Annotated in this window: 13 protein-coding genes; 11 read left to right on the top strand and 2 right to left on the bottom strand. The window is 71.2% G+C overall.

Going from position 1 to position 16,566, the window contains the following annotated elements:
• Positions 1 to 26: 26 nt before the first annotated feature.
• From ODJ79_RS38750 to ODJ79_RS38715, 8 genes are all read left to right on the top strand, one after another.
• Positions 27 to 1,529: an FAD/NAD(P)-binding protein gene (locus ODJ79_RS38750; protein WP_263028680.1), complete on the top strand. Its 1,503-nt coding sequence runs from the start codon at positions 27 to 29 to the stop codon at positions 1,527 to 1,529.
• A 72-nt stretch (positions 1,530 to 1,601) separates the two neighbouring features.
• The gene (locus ODJ79_RS38745) at positions 1,602 to 2,471 is read left to right on the top strand and encodes a formyltransferase family protein (RefSeq protein ID WP_263028679.1); all 870 of its coding nucleotides are present in this window, start codon (positions 1,602 to 1,604) and stop codon (positions 2,469 to 2,471) included.
• Between the two features lie 82 nt (positions 2,472 to 2,553).
• Positions 2,554 to 3,621: a thioesterase domain-containing protein gene (locus ODJ79_RS38740; RefSeq protein WP_263028678.1), complete on the top strand. Its 1,068-nt coding sequence runs from the start codon at positions 2,554 to 2,556 to the stop codon at positions 3,619 to 3,621.
• A gap of 12 nt (positions 3,622 to 3,633) precedes the next feature.
• On the top strand, positions 3,634 to 4,932 hold the full coding sequence (locus tag ODJ79_RS38735; RefSeq protein ID WP_263028677.1) for an MFS transporter: 1,299 nt from the start codon (positions 3,634 to 3,636) through the stop codon (positions 4,930 to 4,932).
• Between the two features lie 9 nt (positions 4,933 to 4,941).
• On the top strand, positions 4,942 to 7,989 hold the full coding sequence (locus tag ODJ79_RS38730) for an amino acid adenylation domain-containing protein (protein WP_263028676.1): 3,048 nt from the start codon (positions 4,942 to 4,944) through the stop codon (positions 7,987 to 7,989).
• A gap of 20 nt (positions 7,990 to 8,009) precedes the next feature.
• A complete protein-coding gene (locus ODJ79_RS38725; protein WP_263028675.1) occupies positions 8,010 to 9,551 on the top strand; it encodes an amino acid adenylation domain-containing protein in 1,542 nt (513 codons plus the stop codon).
• Positions 9,552 to 9,611: 60 nt separating this feature from the next.
• Positions 9,612 to 10,403: a hypothetical protein gene (locus ODJ79_RS38720; protein ID WP_263028674.1), complete on the top strand. Its 792-nt coding sequence runs from the start codon at positions 9,612 to 9,614 to the stop codon at positions 10,401 to 10,403.
• A 106-nt stretch (positions 10,404 to 10,509) separates the two neighbouring features.
• Positions 10,510 to 11,925 carry a GNAT family N-acetyltransferase gene (locus ODJ79_RS38715; protein WP_263028673.1) on the top strand — a complete coding sequence of 472 codons (1,416 nt, stop codon included), beginning with the start codon at positions 10,510 to 10,512 and terminating at the stop codon, positions 11,923 to 11,925.
• A gap of 184 nt (positions 11,926 to 12,109) precedes the next feature.
• On the opposite strand, the gene ODJ79_RS38710 is transcribed toward ODJ79_RS38715, so the two are convergent.
• Both ODJ79_RS38710 and ODJ79_RS38705 read right to left on the bottom strand, forming a co-directional pair.
• On the bottom strand, positions 12,110 to 12,766 hold the full coding sequence (locus ODJ79_RS38710) for a response regulator (RefSeq protein WP_263028672.1): 657 nt from the start codon (positions 12,764 to 12,766) through the stop codon (positions 12,110 to 12,112).
• A complete protein-coding gene (locus tag ODJ79_RS38705; protein ID WP_263028671.1) occupies positions 12,763 to 13,902 on the bottom strand; it encodes a sensor histidine kinase in 1,140 nt (379 codons plus the stop codon). Before ODJ79_RS38705 ends, ODJ79_RS38710 begins: the two co-directional genes overlap by 4 nt.
• Before the next feature lie 102 nt (positions 13,903 to 14,004).
• Here ODJ79_RS38705 and ODJ79_RS38700 point away from each other — a divergent pair, with 102 nt between their 5' ends.
• The 3 genes from ODJ79_RS38700 to ODJ79_RS38690 all read left to right on the top strand — a co-directional run bounded on the left by ODJ79_RS38700 (position 14,005) and on the right by ODJ79_RS38690 (position 16,553).
• Complete coding sequence (locus ODJ79_RS38700; protein WP_263028670.1) at positions 14,005 to 14,727, top strand: ABC transporter ATP-binding protein; 723 nt, start codon at positions 14,005 to 14,007, stop codon at positions 14,725 to 14,727.
• On the top strand, positions 14,724 to 15,491 hold the full coding sequence (locus ODJ79_RS38695; protein ID WP_263028669.1) for an ABC transporter permease subunit: 768 nt from the start codon (positions 14,724 to 14,726) through the stop codon (positions 15,489 to 15,491). Before ODJ79_RS38700 ends, ODJ79_RS38695 begins: the two co-directional genes overlap by 4 nt.
• 225 nt (positions 15,492 to 15,716) lie before the next feature.
• Positions 15,717 to 16,553, top strand: coding sequence for a helix-turn-helix transcriptional regulator (locus ODJ79_RS38690; RefSeq protein ID WP_263028668.1), 837 nt, complete (start codon positions 15,717 to 15,719; stop codon positions 16,551 to 16,553).
• The last annotated feature ends 13 nt before the right edge of the window (positions 16,554 to 16,566 follow it).

The following is a 16,566-nucleotide window of genomic DNA, read 5'->3' as shown; positions in this document are numbered from 1 at the left end:
GCCAAAAGCGAGTAGAAGGCGATGAGATGTCATCATTCCTGAAAGGCCCTCAGGTCGGTGTGGTCGGCATGGGCGCCACCGGCGTCGGGGTCTTCGTCGAACTGACCCGGTCCCTGATCGCCAACGGGCAGGCGGCCGGCGCGACGATCCACCTTTTCGAACCGCGGGACGAGATCGGCGCCGGGGTCGCGTACAGCACGCCGGAGGATTGTCACCTGCTCAACATGCGTGCGGTGACGATGAGCCTCGATCCGGCTGACCCGGACGACTTCGTCCGGTGGATGCAGGCGCGGCCGGACCGCCCGGACTCCGACGAGTACGTACCCCGGCGGTTGTTCTCCGTATATCTGCGGGAGCACTTCGACGCGGCCGTTGCCGCCGCCCGGGCGGCGCGGATCAAGGTCGAGGTGCACCACTCGGTGGTCAGCGACTGCTGGGAGGGCGGCGGGCAGGTGCACCTGATCGCCGGTGTCGACCGCTTCGCACTCGACTACGCGGTGCTCGGCGTGGGCGACCTGCCCTCGACCGACTACCTCGAGTTCTGCAAGCTGCCGAACTACGTGCACTCGCCGTGGCAAGGATCGGGCCTGCGGGACGTGCCACGCGATGCTCGAGTCGGCATCATCGGCACCAGCCTGACCGCGGTCGATGTCCTGTTGCTGCTGCGGAAACGCGGCCACCGTGGCCCGATCACGGCGGTGGCCCGGCGCCGCTCCCTGCCGAAGGTGCAGGGGCCGCGCATGACACACGAGCTGCGGCACGTCACCCGCGAACGGCTCGCGGAACTGACCTGCGGCTGGTCCCGCCGTTTGTCGTTGCCGCAGGTGGCCGGCCTGTTCCGGGCGGAACTCGAGGACGCGCTCGGACCACTCGACTGGGATGCCGTGTTCACCGAAGCGCAGCAGCCGTTCCACCAGGCATTGCGCCACGACGTCGCCCGCGCCGAGCAGGGGGAAACCGCCTGGTACTACATCCTGGACGCCACCTCGGAGATCATCCCGGAGCTCTGGCACTGGATGACGCCGCTGGCCCGGGCACACTTCCTGGAGGAGCACCTCTCAACCTGGGCGATGTTCCGGCACTGCATCCCGTTGCTGAGCGGCCGCCGCCTGCTGGCGATGGCCGACGCCGGTGGCTTCGAGGCGTTCAGCGGCCTGCAAACGGTCAGTCACGATCCCGGGCGTGAGGTCTTCGAACTGGCCGGCTCACACGGCGCCGGGCCGTACCGGCACGACGTCGACTACTTGATCAACGCCACTGGAACCGGGTTCGCGCTCGAACGCAGCGACTCGGCGCTGCTGCAGAACATGTTGATGCGCGGCGACGTCCGGCCGCATCGGCTGGGCGGCATCGACGTCGACTTCGACGCCATGCAGGTGGTCCGCCGGGACGGGTCGACGGCCGAACGCACGTTCTTCGTCGGACCGCTCACCCGGGGCGTGCATTTCTACACCAATTCGCTGGAAACCAATCTGGCGAACTCGCGGCGAGCCGCAACCGCGCTCACCGCACATCTCCAACAGGTCTGACAAACCGACCTTCTGCACACGGGGCGAAACATGCGAATCGGTTTTTTCGTAGGAAACGATGCAACATCACATTTGATCGTCAGCAGGCTGTCCGATGAACTGCTGACCCAGGGCCACACGCCGTACCTCTTCTTCACCAACCAGCGTCCCAACCCGGCCGCCGAGCCGGAACTGAGTGAGCTCTTCAAGTACGAACGGGCCTTGCTCAACGACTATATCTACCCGTATCTGGACGCCCAGCCGCACCTTCAGGTGGGCAGGCTGCTGTCCCCGGCCGGCATCGCCCGGCTGCATCAGGGCCGCGTCGTCGTCCGTGTCATCCCGGACGTCAACGACGCATCGTTCGTGACCTACCTGGCCGAGGAGCAGGTCCGCATCGGATTCTCGGTGCGCTGCTACCAGAAGTTCCGGCGCCCGCTGATCGACCACTTCCGTCCGGGGCCGCAGCAGGCGCCGCTGTTCGCGAACCTGCATCCGGGCCTTCTGCCGCGCTACCGAGGCGTGCTCACCTTCGCCCGGTCGATGCTGCACGGCGAGACGGCTGCGGGGTTCACCCTGCACCGGGTGAACGAGGCCTGGGACGCCGGCGACATCATCAGCATGGCCGCGCGGCCCCTGGACTACGGCCGATCGGTGCTGGAGAACATGTGCGATCAGCGTGACCTGGCCCGGGATCTGCTGCGTACCGCGATCGAGACCGCCGCCGCGGACGGACAGTGGCCGTCGAACCCGCAGGTCGAGGCGGACGCCCGCTACTTCTCCCACCTGACCCGTGCCGACCTCGACGAACTGGGCCTGCGCGGCATCGACCTGGTCCACCCGCGCCGGCTGGCGCGGCTGCTGGCCGACGAGTTCACCCACCCGGACACCCGGGAGCGGTACGAGCTGACCGGAATGCTGGCCGCCTTGACGAGCCGCAGAGCCCAGCCGGCCCTGATCTGACCGTCACCCACCTCGCATCATCCCTGTCCTGATCCGGTTTCGGTCGGCAGGCCGGTTTCTGCTGTCCTCGAAAGGATTTTCCATGCCTGAGAACGTCGATGCCGTCGCGATCCTCTGCGACATCTGGTCCGAGCTGCTCGATGTCGACGTCGAGCCCGACGACGACTTCTTCGACCTCGGTGGCTACTCGCTGCTGATCGTCAACGTGGTCGCCGACGCGCGCCGGCACGGCCTCGAGCTGACCGCCGACCAGATCTACAACCACAAGACCCCGGCCGCGATCGCCGCCGCGCTCCAGCCCGGAGCCGGCGCCCGAGCCGGCAGCGATACGGAATTCGGCGAGGTGTGGGCCACCGGCCTGAGCGCCGACGCCGCGCCGGGCGCCTCGACGCTGGTGACGCTGGCCGCCGAGGGCCAGGGCACCCCCGTGTTCTGCTTCCACTGGGGAACCGGCAACGTCGGGTTCCTGAGCCCGCTGGTCGACGCGTTCCGTGGGCAGCGGCCGGTTTACGGCATCCAGTCGGTCGGCCTGGCCGACCGCGAACGGCCGCCGCTGTCGCTGGTCGAGATGGCCGCCCGCTACCTGCGCGACATCCGCACCGTCCAGCCGGAAGGCCCGTATCTGTTCGTCGGGCCGTGCGCCGGGGGCCGGATCGCCTACGAGATCGCTCGCCAGCTCGACGCGGACGGCGACCAGGTCGCCGCGCTTGTCATCGCCAACACCATGCCGCCGGGCTCTACGGAGATGGACCCGGGCTGGGGTCTGCGGGAGCTGTACAACTTCCGCCTCGCCGCCCTGCGCGGCCGCTTCGAGCTGACCGACCTGCAGGAGCAGCAGGCCGCCCTGATGCGGGGAATGGTCGAGGTGGCCTGGCTCGACGACGACCAGCAGCCCGAGGAGCTGTACTGGCGGCAGGCGGTGTGGGCGGCCGGAATCTTCGCACAGGAGCACTACGAGCCGCGGCCGTACCAGGGTGACCTGACCGTGTTCCAGCTCGCCGAGAACGCCGACAACGAGGCTGCCCGCTGGGACCGGGTGGCGCCGCGTGCCGAGGTGCACACGGTCGATGTCCCCAACACGCTCTCGCTGCTCAAGCACGAGACGTTCGCCGACATCGTGGCGAAGAAGCTCGCCGCCTACCAGGGCTGAGACCGGCGACCGATGACTGACGAGGAGCACGCCAGCGTGAACGACCGCCGAGCCGGGAACGCCATCCGGGACTGGGCACGCGATCTCGTACCCGAGCCGGGGCCGGCCCGGCGCCTGGCGGTCCTGACCACCGTCCAAGCACTCGGATTCGGGCTCTTCCTCAGCTCGGGCGCGATCTTCTTCAGCCGCGAGGTCGGGCTCAGCGCCGGGCGGATCGGCCTCGGCCTGTCGGTGGCGGGCCTGGCCGGCCTGGTGTGCACGGTACCGATCGGCCGCGCCGCGGACCGGTTCGGTGCCCGCCTGCCGCTGCTGGTCACGTACGTTGCCCTGGCGGTGCTGTTCGCCTCGTACAGTGTGGTCACGAATTTCGCCGGGTTCGTGGTCGTGGCTTCGCTGATCTCGGTGTTCGAGACCTCGTCGCACCCCCTGCGGATGACGCTCACGCACGCGCTGTTCGAGACCGATCAGCGGGTCCGGGTGGCGGCGCAAATGCGCAGCCTGTTCAACGTCGGCTTCATGGCCGGCGCCGGCATCGCCGGCGCCGCGCTGGCGGTCGGCACCAGGACGGCGTTCCTCGCGGTGCTGCTGCTCACCGCGGTCGCCCACGCCGGCTGCGCCGCCATCACCTGGCGCACACCTGGCACCCGACCGGCGGCGGTGGCCACGAAGCCCTCGGAGAAGCCATCGCGGTCGGGCCTGCGCGACGCGCGGTTCGTCGGACTCGCCCTGCTCAGTGGTGTGGTCGAGCTCTATCAGCCGATCCTCACCGTGGCGCTGCCACTGTGGATCGTGCACGGTACGTCCGCGCCGCGCTGGGTCACCGCGGCCCTGCTCGTTCTGGACACCGTCCTGGTCATCGCCTTCCAGGTCGCGATGAGCCGGGGCGCCGAGACCGCGACCGGGTCCGCGCGGATGCTGCGCCGGGCCGGCGCGCTGCTGGCCGCCTGCTGCGCGATCTTCGCGTTCACCGGGCACCTGGCGCCGGTCCCGGCCACGATCATCCTGCTGATCGGGACGGTCGTGCTGGTCATGGGCGAGCTCGGCCAGTCCGCCGGCTCCTGGGGCCTGTCGTTGCATCTGCCGCCGCCCGGCCGGCAGGGCGAGTACCAGGGCGTCTTCGCGCTCGGGCGGGGTCTGCAACAGACCGCCGGCCCATACTTGGTCACCATCCTGGCGATCAACCACGGACGCTCGGGCTGGCTGCTGCTCGCCGCCGTCCTGCTGATTGCGGGGCTGCTCTGCCCGCCGCTCACCGCAGCAGCACTGCGGCGGACCGCGGCCACACCGTCGACCGCGGATTCCTTCGCCTAGGAGATCAGAATGCCGGAAACACTGCATGGCGTGGTGGAAGCCATCGCGGCCTCGGCGGGCTCGTCGGTGGCACTGATCCACGGAGATCGGCGCATCACCTACCGCCAACTCGACCGCGCCGCCACCACCTACGCCCACCATCTGCGCAAGTACGAGGTCGGACCGGGCGACCTGGTACCCGTGCTGCTGCCCCGCAGCCCGGAGCTGATCGCCGCGATGCTGGGCGTACTCAAGACCGGCGCCGCCTACGCCAACCTCGACGTCGACTGGCCCGCCGCCCGGATCACCGACGTGCTCGATCAACTGCGCCCGAAGGCGGCGGTCACCAGCCGGCCGGCACCCCTGGGCGTTCCCACCTGGATCGCGCCCGCCTGCGAACAAGCAGCCGCGGACGCCGCCGGCGACGAAGCAGCGGCGGCGGAGCCGGGCGCAGCTGACGCGGTGGCCTGTGTCTTCTTCACCTCGGGCACCACCGGCCGCCCCAAGGGCGTGCTCAGCCCGCACCAGGGCACGCTGCGACTGTTCGCCGCGGACACCTTCGCCGCCTTCGACGCCGGCACCGTCATCCCGGTCGCGGCACCGACCCCGTGGGACGGTTTCTCGCTGGAGATCTGGGCGGCGCTGGTCAACGGCGGATGCGCGGTCCTCGTCGAGGAACCGTTCCTGACACCGCAGGCGCTGCGCGACGGCGTCGGCCGGCACGGCGTCAACACCGTCTGGCTGACCAGCGGGCTGTTCAACACCATCGTCGACGAGGACCTGGGCGCCTTCGGCGGCATCGGCCAACTGATGATCGGCGGAGAACGGCTGTCGCCGCCGCACGTACGCCGATTCCTCGCCGCCTACCCGCAGACCGCCCTCATCAACGGGTACGGCCCGGTGGAGAGCACCGTCTTCGCCACCACACACCGCATCCGGCCGCAGGACTGTGACTTGCCCGCCGGCATCCCGATCGGGCGAGCGGTACCGCGCACCGGCCTGCACATCCTCGACGGTGACCGGCCGTGCGCGCCCGGCGAGCCAGGCGAGCTGTGCATCTCCGGCGACGGCCTGGCGGCGGGATACCTCGGATTGCCCGAGCAGACCGCGGAGAAGTTCCCCGACATCGTCCTGAACGGAATCGCCGTCCGCGTCTACCGCACCGGCGACATCGCCGTCCGCGACGAGACCGGGCTGCTGCACTATCGAGGCCGCGCCGACCGGCAGGTGAAGATCCGTGGACACCGGATCGAACCCGCCGAGGTGGAGCGTCAGATCGAAGCGTGCCTGCCGGTCCGCCGATGCGCCGTCGTCGCGCAGAGCGACGACCAGGGCGCCGTGCAGGGCCTGCTCGCCTTCTGCATTCCGCTGCAGGCAGGCGACCCGTTGTCCGATGCGGCAGAGATCCTGGCACGCGAGCTGGTCACCTACCACCGGCCTGCCATGGTGGTCAGCGTCGACGGCTTCCCACTGACCGCGAACGGCAAGCTCGACGAGCGTGCCCTGCTCGAACTGGCCCCGCGCGGCCCGCTTGCCGAGCCGGTCGCCGCGCCCCCGACCGGCCCGGTGGACGCCCTGACCCAGCAGGTAATGGACACCTTCGCCGACGTGCTCGGCCACCAGGGGCCACCGGATCACACCTTCGCCGACCTCGGTGGCTCCTCACTCGCCGCGGTGCGCGTGTGCGCCCGCCTCGCGGCCCGGCTGGACCGGCCCGTCCCGGTGACCGCACTGACCGAGCACCCGACGGCCCGCGCGCTGGCTGCCCACCTGCGAGCCACCGCCGGCGACCAGACCAGCGTGCCTGAGCCGGCTCCGGACCGGTTCCCGCTGTCGGCCACCGAAAGCTCCTTCCTCACCCAGTCTCTGCTCGATCCCGCGAGCCGCGGCGCACACTGCCTGGGTACCTGGATCATCACCGGCGACCTCGACCCGGCGGCACTGAGCGCGGCGATTGCCGATGTTCACGCCCGGCACCCGGCGCTGCACGCCGAATACGGGCACCAGCGCGGCCGGCTGTTCCGGGTTCCCGGCCAGGCACCACCGCCGGAGCCGATCATGCTGCCCTCGGCCGACAGCACAGAAGCAGCGGTGACCTCGCTGCGGGCGGCACTGGCTGGCCCGTTCTCACCGGTCGACGGCCTGCTCTGGCGCGCCGTGCTCGCCCCGGTCGCCGGCACCCGGACCACGATTTTCGGGTACGTCGTGCACCACATCGCCTTCGACGGCTGGTCCGAGTCTGTGCTCGCGACCGACCTGGCAACCGCGTACAACGCCCGCCTGACCGGCCAGAAGCCCCGCTGGGCACCAGGAGCCGACCTGGCCACGGTGCATCTCCTGCGGTCGGCGCACCGCGCCGCGGTGGACCTGGAGGCCCAGGTCGAGCGCCGGGTGACCGCGCTACGAGGGCTGCCCGACATGCCCTTCCCGGCGGGGGCCACCGCGCCGGGCGGCGAGCTGACCCACCTCGTCCGCGAGATCGGTCCGGACGACGCGGCCGCGGTGGAGAAGACCGCCGATCGGCTCGGGCGGACGCCGTTCCAGCTGCTGCTCTGGCTCTACGGGCGGGCCCTGGCGACCCGGACCGGCAGCCGTGACTTCGGCGTCGGCGTACCCGTCGCCCAGCGGATCGACGCTCGTCTGGAGGATGCGGTCGGCTGCCACATCACCATGGCCTGTGTCCGGCTACGGGGCGCGGCGCTGGGCAGCGACCACGCCGCGCTGGCCGCGGCCACCGACCTGATCGGCGAAGCCCTGCGCGATCAGGACGCCAGCATCCCGGACCTGGTACGCGAGCTCAACCCACCCCGTACGGCCCGCGCCCCGCTGTTCCAGACGATCTTCGCCGTCCAGAACAACGACGCCCCGCACCTTGCGCTGCACGGTGCGGACGCCACCTTCGTCCGCCAGCCCTACCTCGGCGTACCGACCGAACTGCAGACCGAAGTGTGGCCGCACGAGACAGGCCTGCGGCTCGTGCTCACCGCCAACCCTGCCGCGATCGCCGACACCTTCACCCATGCCCTCGCCGACACCTTCACCGACCTGATCCGCCACGTCGCTGACCTGACCGCCTGAACGCAGCTCGAAGGACACCCATGATTGCGAACGCCAACAGCCTCACCCACCTGTTCCAGGAGGTGGCTCGACAGCGCCCGGACCACGTCGCCATCACCGACGGCGACACCACCCTGAGCTATCGGGAACTCGACGCCGCCTCGGACCGGCTGGCCGCCCGCCTGCAAGCGACCGGTGTGCGACCCGGTGACCGCGTCGGCCTGCTCCTGGGCCGCTCCGCACAGATCCCGGTCGGAATCCTCGCCGTGCTCAAGGCCGGCGCGGCGTACGTGCCGCTCGACCCCGGCTACCCCGCCGACCGGCTGCGCTACATCGTCGGCGACGCCGAGATCCGTACCGTTGTCGGCCGCCCCGAGGACGCCGACCTGGTCGGCTTCGCGCCCGGCGCCCTGCTGGACCCCACCGCCGACGCCGATGGTGGCGAACCGGCTGTCGTGTCCGCCGGACCGGCCGACGTCGCCTACGTCATCTACACCTCCGGATCGACCGGCCGGCCCAAGGGCTGCCTCGTGTCACACGGCAATGTGCTCTCCCTGCTGCGGGCCGCACTGCCACTGTTCGAGGTCGGACCGCTGGACCGGTGGGCGCTGTTCCACTCCTTCAGCTTCGACGTGTCGGTGTGGGAGTTCTGGGCGTCCATGAGCACTGGCGCCACCGCGGTGGTCGTGCCGCAGGAAGCCGCCCAGTCGCCGGCCGAATTCCTGAACCTGCTGCGCACCAGCGAAGTCACCGTTCTCGGCCAGGTACCGTCGGTCTTCCGATCCCTCGCGCTCGCCTACGAGGACGCCGGCCGTCCCGCACTGGCACTGCGCTACCTGGTCTTCGCCGGCGAGAGCGTCGACCTGGACGTGATCGCCGGCTTCCGCAAGGCCTTCACCGGCGGGCCGATCATCCCGGTCAACATGTACGGCCCGACCGAGACCACCGTGTACGCCACCCACCGGATCCTGACCGACGCGGACTTCGAGGGCAGCGTCCGATCGCCGATCGGGCACGGTCTGGCCAACACCACCATCGAGCTCTGCGACGAGAACCTGGCGCCGGTGCCCGAGGGTGAAGCCGGCGAGATGCTGATCGGCGGCGAGGCGGTGGCTGTCGGCTACCTGAACCGGCCGGAACTCACCGGCGAGCGGTTCGTCACCCGCGACACCGCGGCGGGCCCGCGCCGCTACTACCGGACCGGCGACCTGGCCCGCCGCCTCCCGGACGGCTCACTCGAGTTCCTCGGCCGCAACGACGCACAGATCAAGCTGCGGGGATTCCGGATCGAACTGGGGGAGATCGAAGCCGCGCTGCGTACCCACCCGGCAGTCCGGGACGTTGCCGTCACGGTGACCACCACCTCCGGCGGCGCGCAGTTCCTGGTGGCGTGCGTGGTTCCGACGGAGCCGGTGCCGGCCAAACTCGCCGACGAACTGCGCCCCCATGCCATGACCACCTTGCCGCGGTACATGGTTCCGGACCGCTACAAGCAGGTCGACCAGCTACCGCTCACCGGCTCCGGCAAGCTCGACCGCAACGCAGTACGCCAACTCGCGGCCGCCCGAGCACCGCGACGCTGATCACCGATGCCGCCGCCCTCAACGCGACGGCGCCACTGCGGGTTTCACTAAGATGCTGCGGTGACGATCGCGCTCAAGCTGTTGCTGGCTCCGGCTTTGGTGGTCGCGTCGTCGCTGGCGGGGCGCCGGTGGGGCCAGCAGGTCTCGGGCATGCTGGTGGCCCTGCCGATCGTGGCCGGGCCGATCCTGCTGATCACCTGTCTGGAGCAGGGCGCCCGGTTCGGGTCGCGGGCGGCGGCCGCCGCCCTGCTCGGCCTGGTGTCGCTGGCGTGGTTCGCGCTGGCGTACGCGTGGCTGTCGCGCCGGCTCGGCTGGATGCCGACGCTGCTGATCGCCTGGGCGAGTTGCCTGCTGCTGGATCTCGCTCTGTCCCGGCTGCCGCTCGGCCCGCGGCGGGGTCTAGCGGTGGTGCTGGTGGTGGGCTGGGCGGTGACCAGGTTGCTGCCCGCCGACCCGCCCGACGCCGACGGCGGGGTCGTCTGGCCGTGGTGGGATCTGCCGGCGCGGGCCGCTGCGACGGCGGTACTGGTGCTGGCCGTGACCGCGGCCGCCACGGCGGTGGGGCCGGGCCTGACCGGGGTGCTGGCACCGTTCCCGATCGCGACCAGCGTGGTCGCCGCGTTCGCGCACGCCCAGCTCGGCGCCGCCGGGGCGGTGCGGGTGCTGCACGGGGTACCGCGCGGGCTTCTTGGTTTCTCGGTCTTCTGCTTCCTGGTGGCCGTCCTGGTCGTGCCGCTCGGCACCGGCGCCGCGTTCGTCATCGCACTGGTCGCGACGCTCGTGGTGCAGCTGGTCCGGGGAGCAGCGACCGCCCGCCGGGCCGCCGAGCCGGTCGGCGCCCGAACGCCGTAGCCGGCCGGCCCTCCGAGTTTGCGCCTCGTCATCGCTGCTCGCGCCGTTGTTGTTCGGGCGGGAAAACCGGTACGCGGCGGCCATACCCGTACGCAATCATGCCGGGGTGACCGATGACGCTCTGTGGTATGCGATGCCGGTGTTGTCCGGACGGCTCGTGCAGCTGGAACCTCTGCGGATCGAGCACGCGCCCGGGTACCTCGCCGCGGCCGGCAGCCCGGCGCAGAGCGCGGAGATCTTCCGCTGGCAGAGCCCGCCCGGCGGGGCGCTCACCGCACCCGTCACGGTCGAGGACGCGGGCCGGCACATCACCGCCGCGCTGGCTGCCCGAGCGCGCGGCCAGCGGCTGGCGTACGCGCAACTCGACGCGCGCACCGGAGAGTTCGTCGGCACCACCTCGCTGGCCGACCTCGACCCGGTGCAGCGGTCGGTGACGATCGGCTACACCTGGCTCGGGCGACGCTGGTGGGGCAGCGGCCTGAACGCCGAAGCCAAGCTGCTGCTCATGAGCTACGCGTTCGAGACCCTCGGCGCGGTCCGGGTCGCCTGGGTCACCGATATCCGCAACACCCGGGCGCAGGCGGCGATCGAGCGGCTCGGCGCCGTCCGCGAGGGCGTGCTGCGCAAGCACCGGCGCCGCGCCGACGGCTCCTGGCGGGACACCGTGCTGTACGCGATGCTCGACGACGACTGGCCCGCGGCGAAGAAATCCCTCGCCGGCCGCCTCGACGGCCAGGGCCGGGAAGGTCGCGTGCCGCCGGCGTCCGGCAGCACCGCGCGGGTGTCCGTCGGAAACGGGGATGATCGCGAGTCCTTGGCCGGCGGGATCAACGAGGTGGTGCGTATCGGAAACCGGGTGCGCCGCCCGACCGGGCCTTGGTCACCCCAGGTCCACGACCTGCTCCGGTATCTCGAGGCCGCCGGGTTCCGCGGCGCGCCGCGGGTGCACGAGGTGACGCCGGACGGCTTCGAGATCCTCGACTTCCTGCCCGGCGAGGTGTCGAACTATCCGGCCACACCGGCCGCCGCCTCGCCCGAGGCGCTGGAGAGCGCTGCCGCGCTGTTGCGGGACTATCACGACGCCACGGCTGCGTACGCCACCACTGCGCCGCGCGATGGATGGCAGGCACCGGCCCGCGAGCCGGTCGAGGTCATCTGCCACGGCGACTTCGCACCGCACAACTGCGTGCTCGACGGCAACCGGGTAGCCGGCATCATCGACTTCGACTTCGCGCACCCCGGCCCCCGGCTGTGGGATGTGGCGTACGCGGCGTACCGGTGGGTGCCGCTGACCGTGCCCGGCAACGCGGACGGTTTCGGCGCGACTCAGGAGCAGGCCGCGCGGCTGCGGATCTTCTGCGACCGGTACGGCCTGGACGACGCGGGCCGGGCGGGCCTGATCGACGCCGTGGCAGCACGACTGAACGCCCTGGTCGACTTCATGCACGCCGGCGGCCGCCGCCGGGAACGCGGCGTTCGCCGGCCACATCGCCGACGGGCACGATCGTTTCTATCTCGGTGACGTGGCTTACGTCCGCGACCAGCGCGCTCTGTTCGAGACGGACCTCCGCCGCTGAGACCCGGCAGATCGCGTTCGCCTGGCCATCGTGGCGTTCCGCGCTGTTGCGGTGGGCGATGGGGCGCGGGGACGGTGGCCAGATGTTCAGCATGGTTGACCGGTGAGGTCCGTGCACACCGGATGCGGCTCAGATGGTTGGTGGCAGCCCGGCCCGGTGGGCGATGATGACGAGCTGGACGCGGTCCCGGGCGCCGAGCTTGTACAGCAGCCGCGCGACGTGGACCTTGGCCGTGCCGGGCGTGATGAACAGGCGTTCGCCGATCTCCGCGTTGGTGAGCCCGTCGGCGACCAGCCCTAGCACCTGCCGCTCCCGGCCGGTCAGCACGTCCAGCTCCCGCGCTGGGGGCGTGCCGGGGACAGCGCCGCCGGTGAAGGCGGCGATCAGCCGGCGGGTGATCTTGGGGGCCAGGAGGGCATCGCCGGCGGCGACGACCCGGATGGCGGTGTGCAGGTCGGCCGGTGGCGCGTCTTTGAGCAGGAAGCCGCTGGCCCCGGCGCGCAGCGCCCCGTACACGTACTCGTCGAGATCGAAGGTGGTCAGGATCAGCACCCGGGATGCGCATCCGGTGGCGGTGAGCCGTTCGGTGGCGGCGATGCCGTCGAGCTCGGGCATGCGGATGTCCATCAGCACGACGTCGGGCTCCAGCCGCAGCACCTCGTCGACGGCGCTCGCGCCGGTCGCCGCCTCGCCGACGACGGTGAGATCGTCGGCGGTCTCGACGATGCCGCGCAGGCCGGTACGGATGAGCGCCTGGTCGTCGGCGATGACGACGCGGATGGTCACGACGCTTCGTCCGTGCGTGTCGGCAGCGTGGCGCGGACCCGGAAGCCGCCGCCCGGCAGGGGGCCCGCCATCAGGGTGCCGCCGTAGAGCGCGACGCGTTCCCGCATCCCGGTGAGCCCGTGTCCCTCCTGCCGGATGTCGCCGCCGCGCCCACCGTCGACGATGTCCACGACGACGGCGTCCGGCCGGTGTTCCACGGTGACGCGGGCAGTGTCGGTGCCGGCGTGCTTGACGACGTTGGTCAACGCCTCCTGCACGATGCGATACGCGCACAGGTCCAATCCCGGACCGAGCTCGTACGCGTCGCCGGTCACCGAGACGTCGACCCGCACTCCCGCCTGCTCCGTGTGCGCCACCAACCGCGGCAGATCGGCCAGGCCCGGAGCCGGTTCACCGTCGACCGGGCCGGGCTCGGCGGCGCGCAGCACCCCCAGCAGCCGGCGCAGCTCGGCCAGGGACTGCCGGCTGGTCGTCTCGATGGCCGCCAGCGCGGCGGCCGCCTCGGTCGGGCGCTCCCGCACGACGAGCCGCCCGTAGGTGGCCTGCACCGTGATGACGGTCATGCCGTGCGCGACGACATCGTGCAACTCGCGGGCGATGCGGGATCGCTCGCGCGCGGCGCGGTCCTCGGCGCGCCGCGCTTCTTGCCGCACCAACTCCTCGCCGTAGCGGCGCCGCTGGCGCAGGGCAACGCCCACCGTCCAGGCGACCGTGAGCACGAGCGCGAACGGCACGATTCCGCCCGGATGCCGCAACGACGGCAGCGCGCTCGCCATCGGCCCGGTCAAACCGGCCGCGAGCGCGGCGCCGGCGACCGTCGGACGGTGCCGTTCCGCGCACCGCAGCAGCGCGTACGCGAGCGGGACGAGCGCGATCCAGGCGTATCGCGGGGAGATCGGTGACAGCCAGAACACCGCGAGCGCGCCGGCGGCCGCTACCAACGGCCACCGGCGGGCGGCGGGTAACGCCGCAGCGGCGAGACCGGTCGCCGCGACGGCAAGTGCGTGGTTGCTTTCCCGGGCGCCGAGGATGCCGAAGGTGAACAGGCCGAAGGCGGCGGCGACGAGCCCGTCGAGCAGCAGCCAGTGCGCCGGACTGATCCGGTGCCACAGCGGGGCGCGAGGTTCGGTCGGCACGATGGTCAAGCGTACGGGCGGCCGGCCCGCACGTCGTCTGCCTGCAGGCATATGCCCGCGGCCGGACGCGGCCGCCGGCCCTGCGGCCGCACAGTCGACGACATGATCGAAGTGCATCGGCTCACGAAGCGGTACGGCGCCCGGAACGCCGTCGAAGACCTGACCTTCGCCGTACGGCCCGGCAGCGTCACCGGTTTCCTCGGCCCGAACGGCGCCGGCAAGTCCACCACCATCCGCATGCTGCTCGCCCTGACCACGCCGACCGCTGGGCGTGCGTTGGTGAACGGCCGGCCCTACCACGACCTGCGGGAGCCACTGCGCGAGGTCGGCGCGCTCGTCGATGCGGCCGGCCTGCACGGTGGGCGCACCGCGTACCGCCACCTGCACTGGCTCGCGGCTGCCAACGGTCTTGGACGGCGCAGAATCGACGCGGTTCTCGAGACGGCCGGCTTGACCACGGTCGCGCACCGGCGGGTGCGCGGTTTCTCCCTCGGCATGCGGCAACGGCTGGCGATCGCGGCCGCGCTGCTTGGCGATCCCGCGACGCTGGTGCTCGACGAGCCGGTCAACGGCTTGGACCCGGAGGGCGTGCACTGGATCCGCGGGCTGATGCGAGGGCTGGCCGGTGAGGGCCGCACCGTGCTGGTGTCCAGTCACCTCATCAGCGAACTCGCGCTGGTCGCCGACCGGCTGCTGGTCATCGGCGGCGGACGGCTGCTCGCCGACGACACGGTGCAGGCGTTCAGCCGCGGCCACGCCAGCCTCGAGGACGCCTACTTCGCCTGCACGGCGGGCGTCGTGACCTACCGCGGCGGTGTGCGATGAGGGCGGTACGCGCGGAATGGAGCAAGCTGTGGTCGGTGCGCTCGACGTGGGTGGCGCTAGGCGTCGCCGTCACCCTGACGTTCGGGCTGGGCCTCGCCGACACGATCAGCACCGTACGCGGCTGGGCAACCATGCCCGCCGCCGACCGGGCCGCGTTCGACCCGCTCGCCAGCGCGTTCGCCGGGCTGACCTTCGCCCAACTGGCTCTCGGCGTCCTCGGCGTGCTCGCGGTGACCTCGGAGTACAGCAGCGGCACCATTGTCGCGGCCCTTACCGCGCAGCCCCGCCGGGCCGTCGTGTTCGCGGCGAAGGCGGCCACCGTGTACGCCGTGTCGTTGCTCGCCGGCGAGGCGCTGGCCTTCGGCAGCTACCTGCTCGGTCAGGCGATCCTGCACGGCAAGCACCTGGACGTCGGTCTGGGCGCTCCCGGCGTGCTGCGATCGGTGGCCGGCGCCGGCCTGTACCTGTGCGTCGTCACGATGGTCGGCCTCGGACTCGGCGCGTTTCTGCGCAACCCGGCTGCCGCCACGGCGGCACTGATCGCGGTGGTGTTTCTCGCCTACGGCGCCGCCAAGGCCGTGGAGGGCTGGTCCTACCTGCCGTCGCGGCTGCTGCTGTCCAACGCCGGCGACGTGGTGGCCCAGGTCCACGCCGTCGCCGCCAAGCCGCGATTGCCGTCGCTCGGCCTGGCGTACCTGGACCTCGCGCTGTACCTCGCGGCCGCGGTCGGCCTGGGCATCTGGCGCTCCACCCGGGACGTATGACAGAAACATCCGGCTGATCAGCCGCGGACCGGTACGAGCCGTTCCGGCGGTCCCGGACGTCGGCCTGCCCGATCGCCTGGCGGCTGCAGCACCTGTGCGTCAAACGCGCACCTGTCTGCGCCGCCGCAGCATGGCGGTGACGCCTGAGCGGCGGTTGGCTGCATCCATAAGGGACTGGGTCGTCACTGCTGCGTACCGGCTTCTGACTTAGGCGGAGGGGTCACGATGACACTTGTTGCTGCGGGGGCGGTCGCTTTCCGGGAGTGGAGGTGGCGGCCGAAGGAACTCCCGTGGATCGAGCTCCTGTCGGTACATGGGGTCGGCTACCGGCACCCTGAGTTCGTCCTGAGCCGGGGGTACACCTTCACCGTTGCCTACGGTGGCGCGCTGCCGCCCGTACGATATCGGGGTCTTGAGCATCCGCCGGCCGCCGCCGGAACGATCATGGTGGTGGAGCCGGATGAGGTTGTCCAGTCGTTGTCGCTCGAAGCGGGCTGCGCGGATTTCACGACCTTCACCTTGCTCGACTCGCAGGTGTTGCAGGATGTCGCCGCCGGTGGGCGTATGCCTCGATTCGATTGCCTTCGATACGTCGACAAGGAGCTGTGCACCGAGTTCAAGGCACTGCATCTCGGCTTGACCAGTGGGCTGGGCGCCGGGATGCTGCGATCGATGGTTGCCGATCTGCTGGGCACGATGGTGAGCCGGTACGGGAACGCCGCCGGTGCCGCCATCGATGAGCATCGCCCCGCCGGCCTGCGGAAGGTTCGTCAGATCCTCGCTGATCGGCTGGACAGCAATGTCGGCTTGGACGAGTTGGCGGCGGTGGCCGGGTGCGGCCGGCATCATCTGGTCCGCAGCTTCCGCCGGTCTTACGGGGTTCCACCGCATCGCTACCGCACCATGTTGCGGCTGGCCAGTGCCCGGTCGCTGCTGGCCCAGGGTCTGCCGGTGGCCGACGTGGCGGCGCGTCTGGGGTATTTCGATCAGAGTCAGCTCAACCGGCACTTCCGGAACGCCTTCGGCTTCAGCGCGGGCGTATACGCCCGTACCGTGTCGTGATGGCGCCGCGGCA

The sequence above is a fragment of the Actinoplanes sp. KI2 genome (assembly GCF_025630775.1).
Taxonomy (GTDB): Bacteria; Actinomycetota; Actinomycetes; order Mycobacteriales; family Micromonosporaceae; genus Actinoplanes.
The sequence above is the reverse complement of the archived record's forward strand: the minus strand, read 5'-3'. Positions and strand labels throughout refer to the sequence as shown.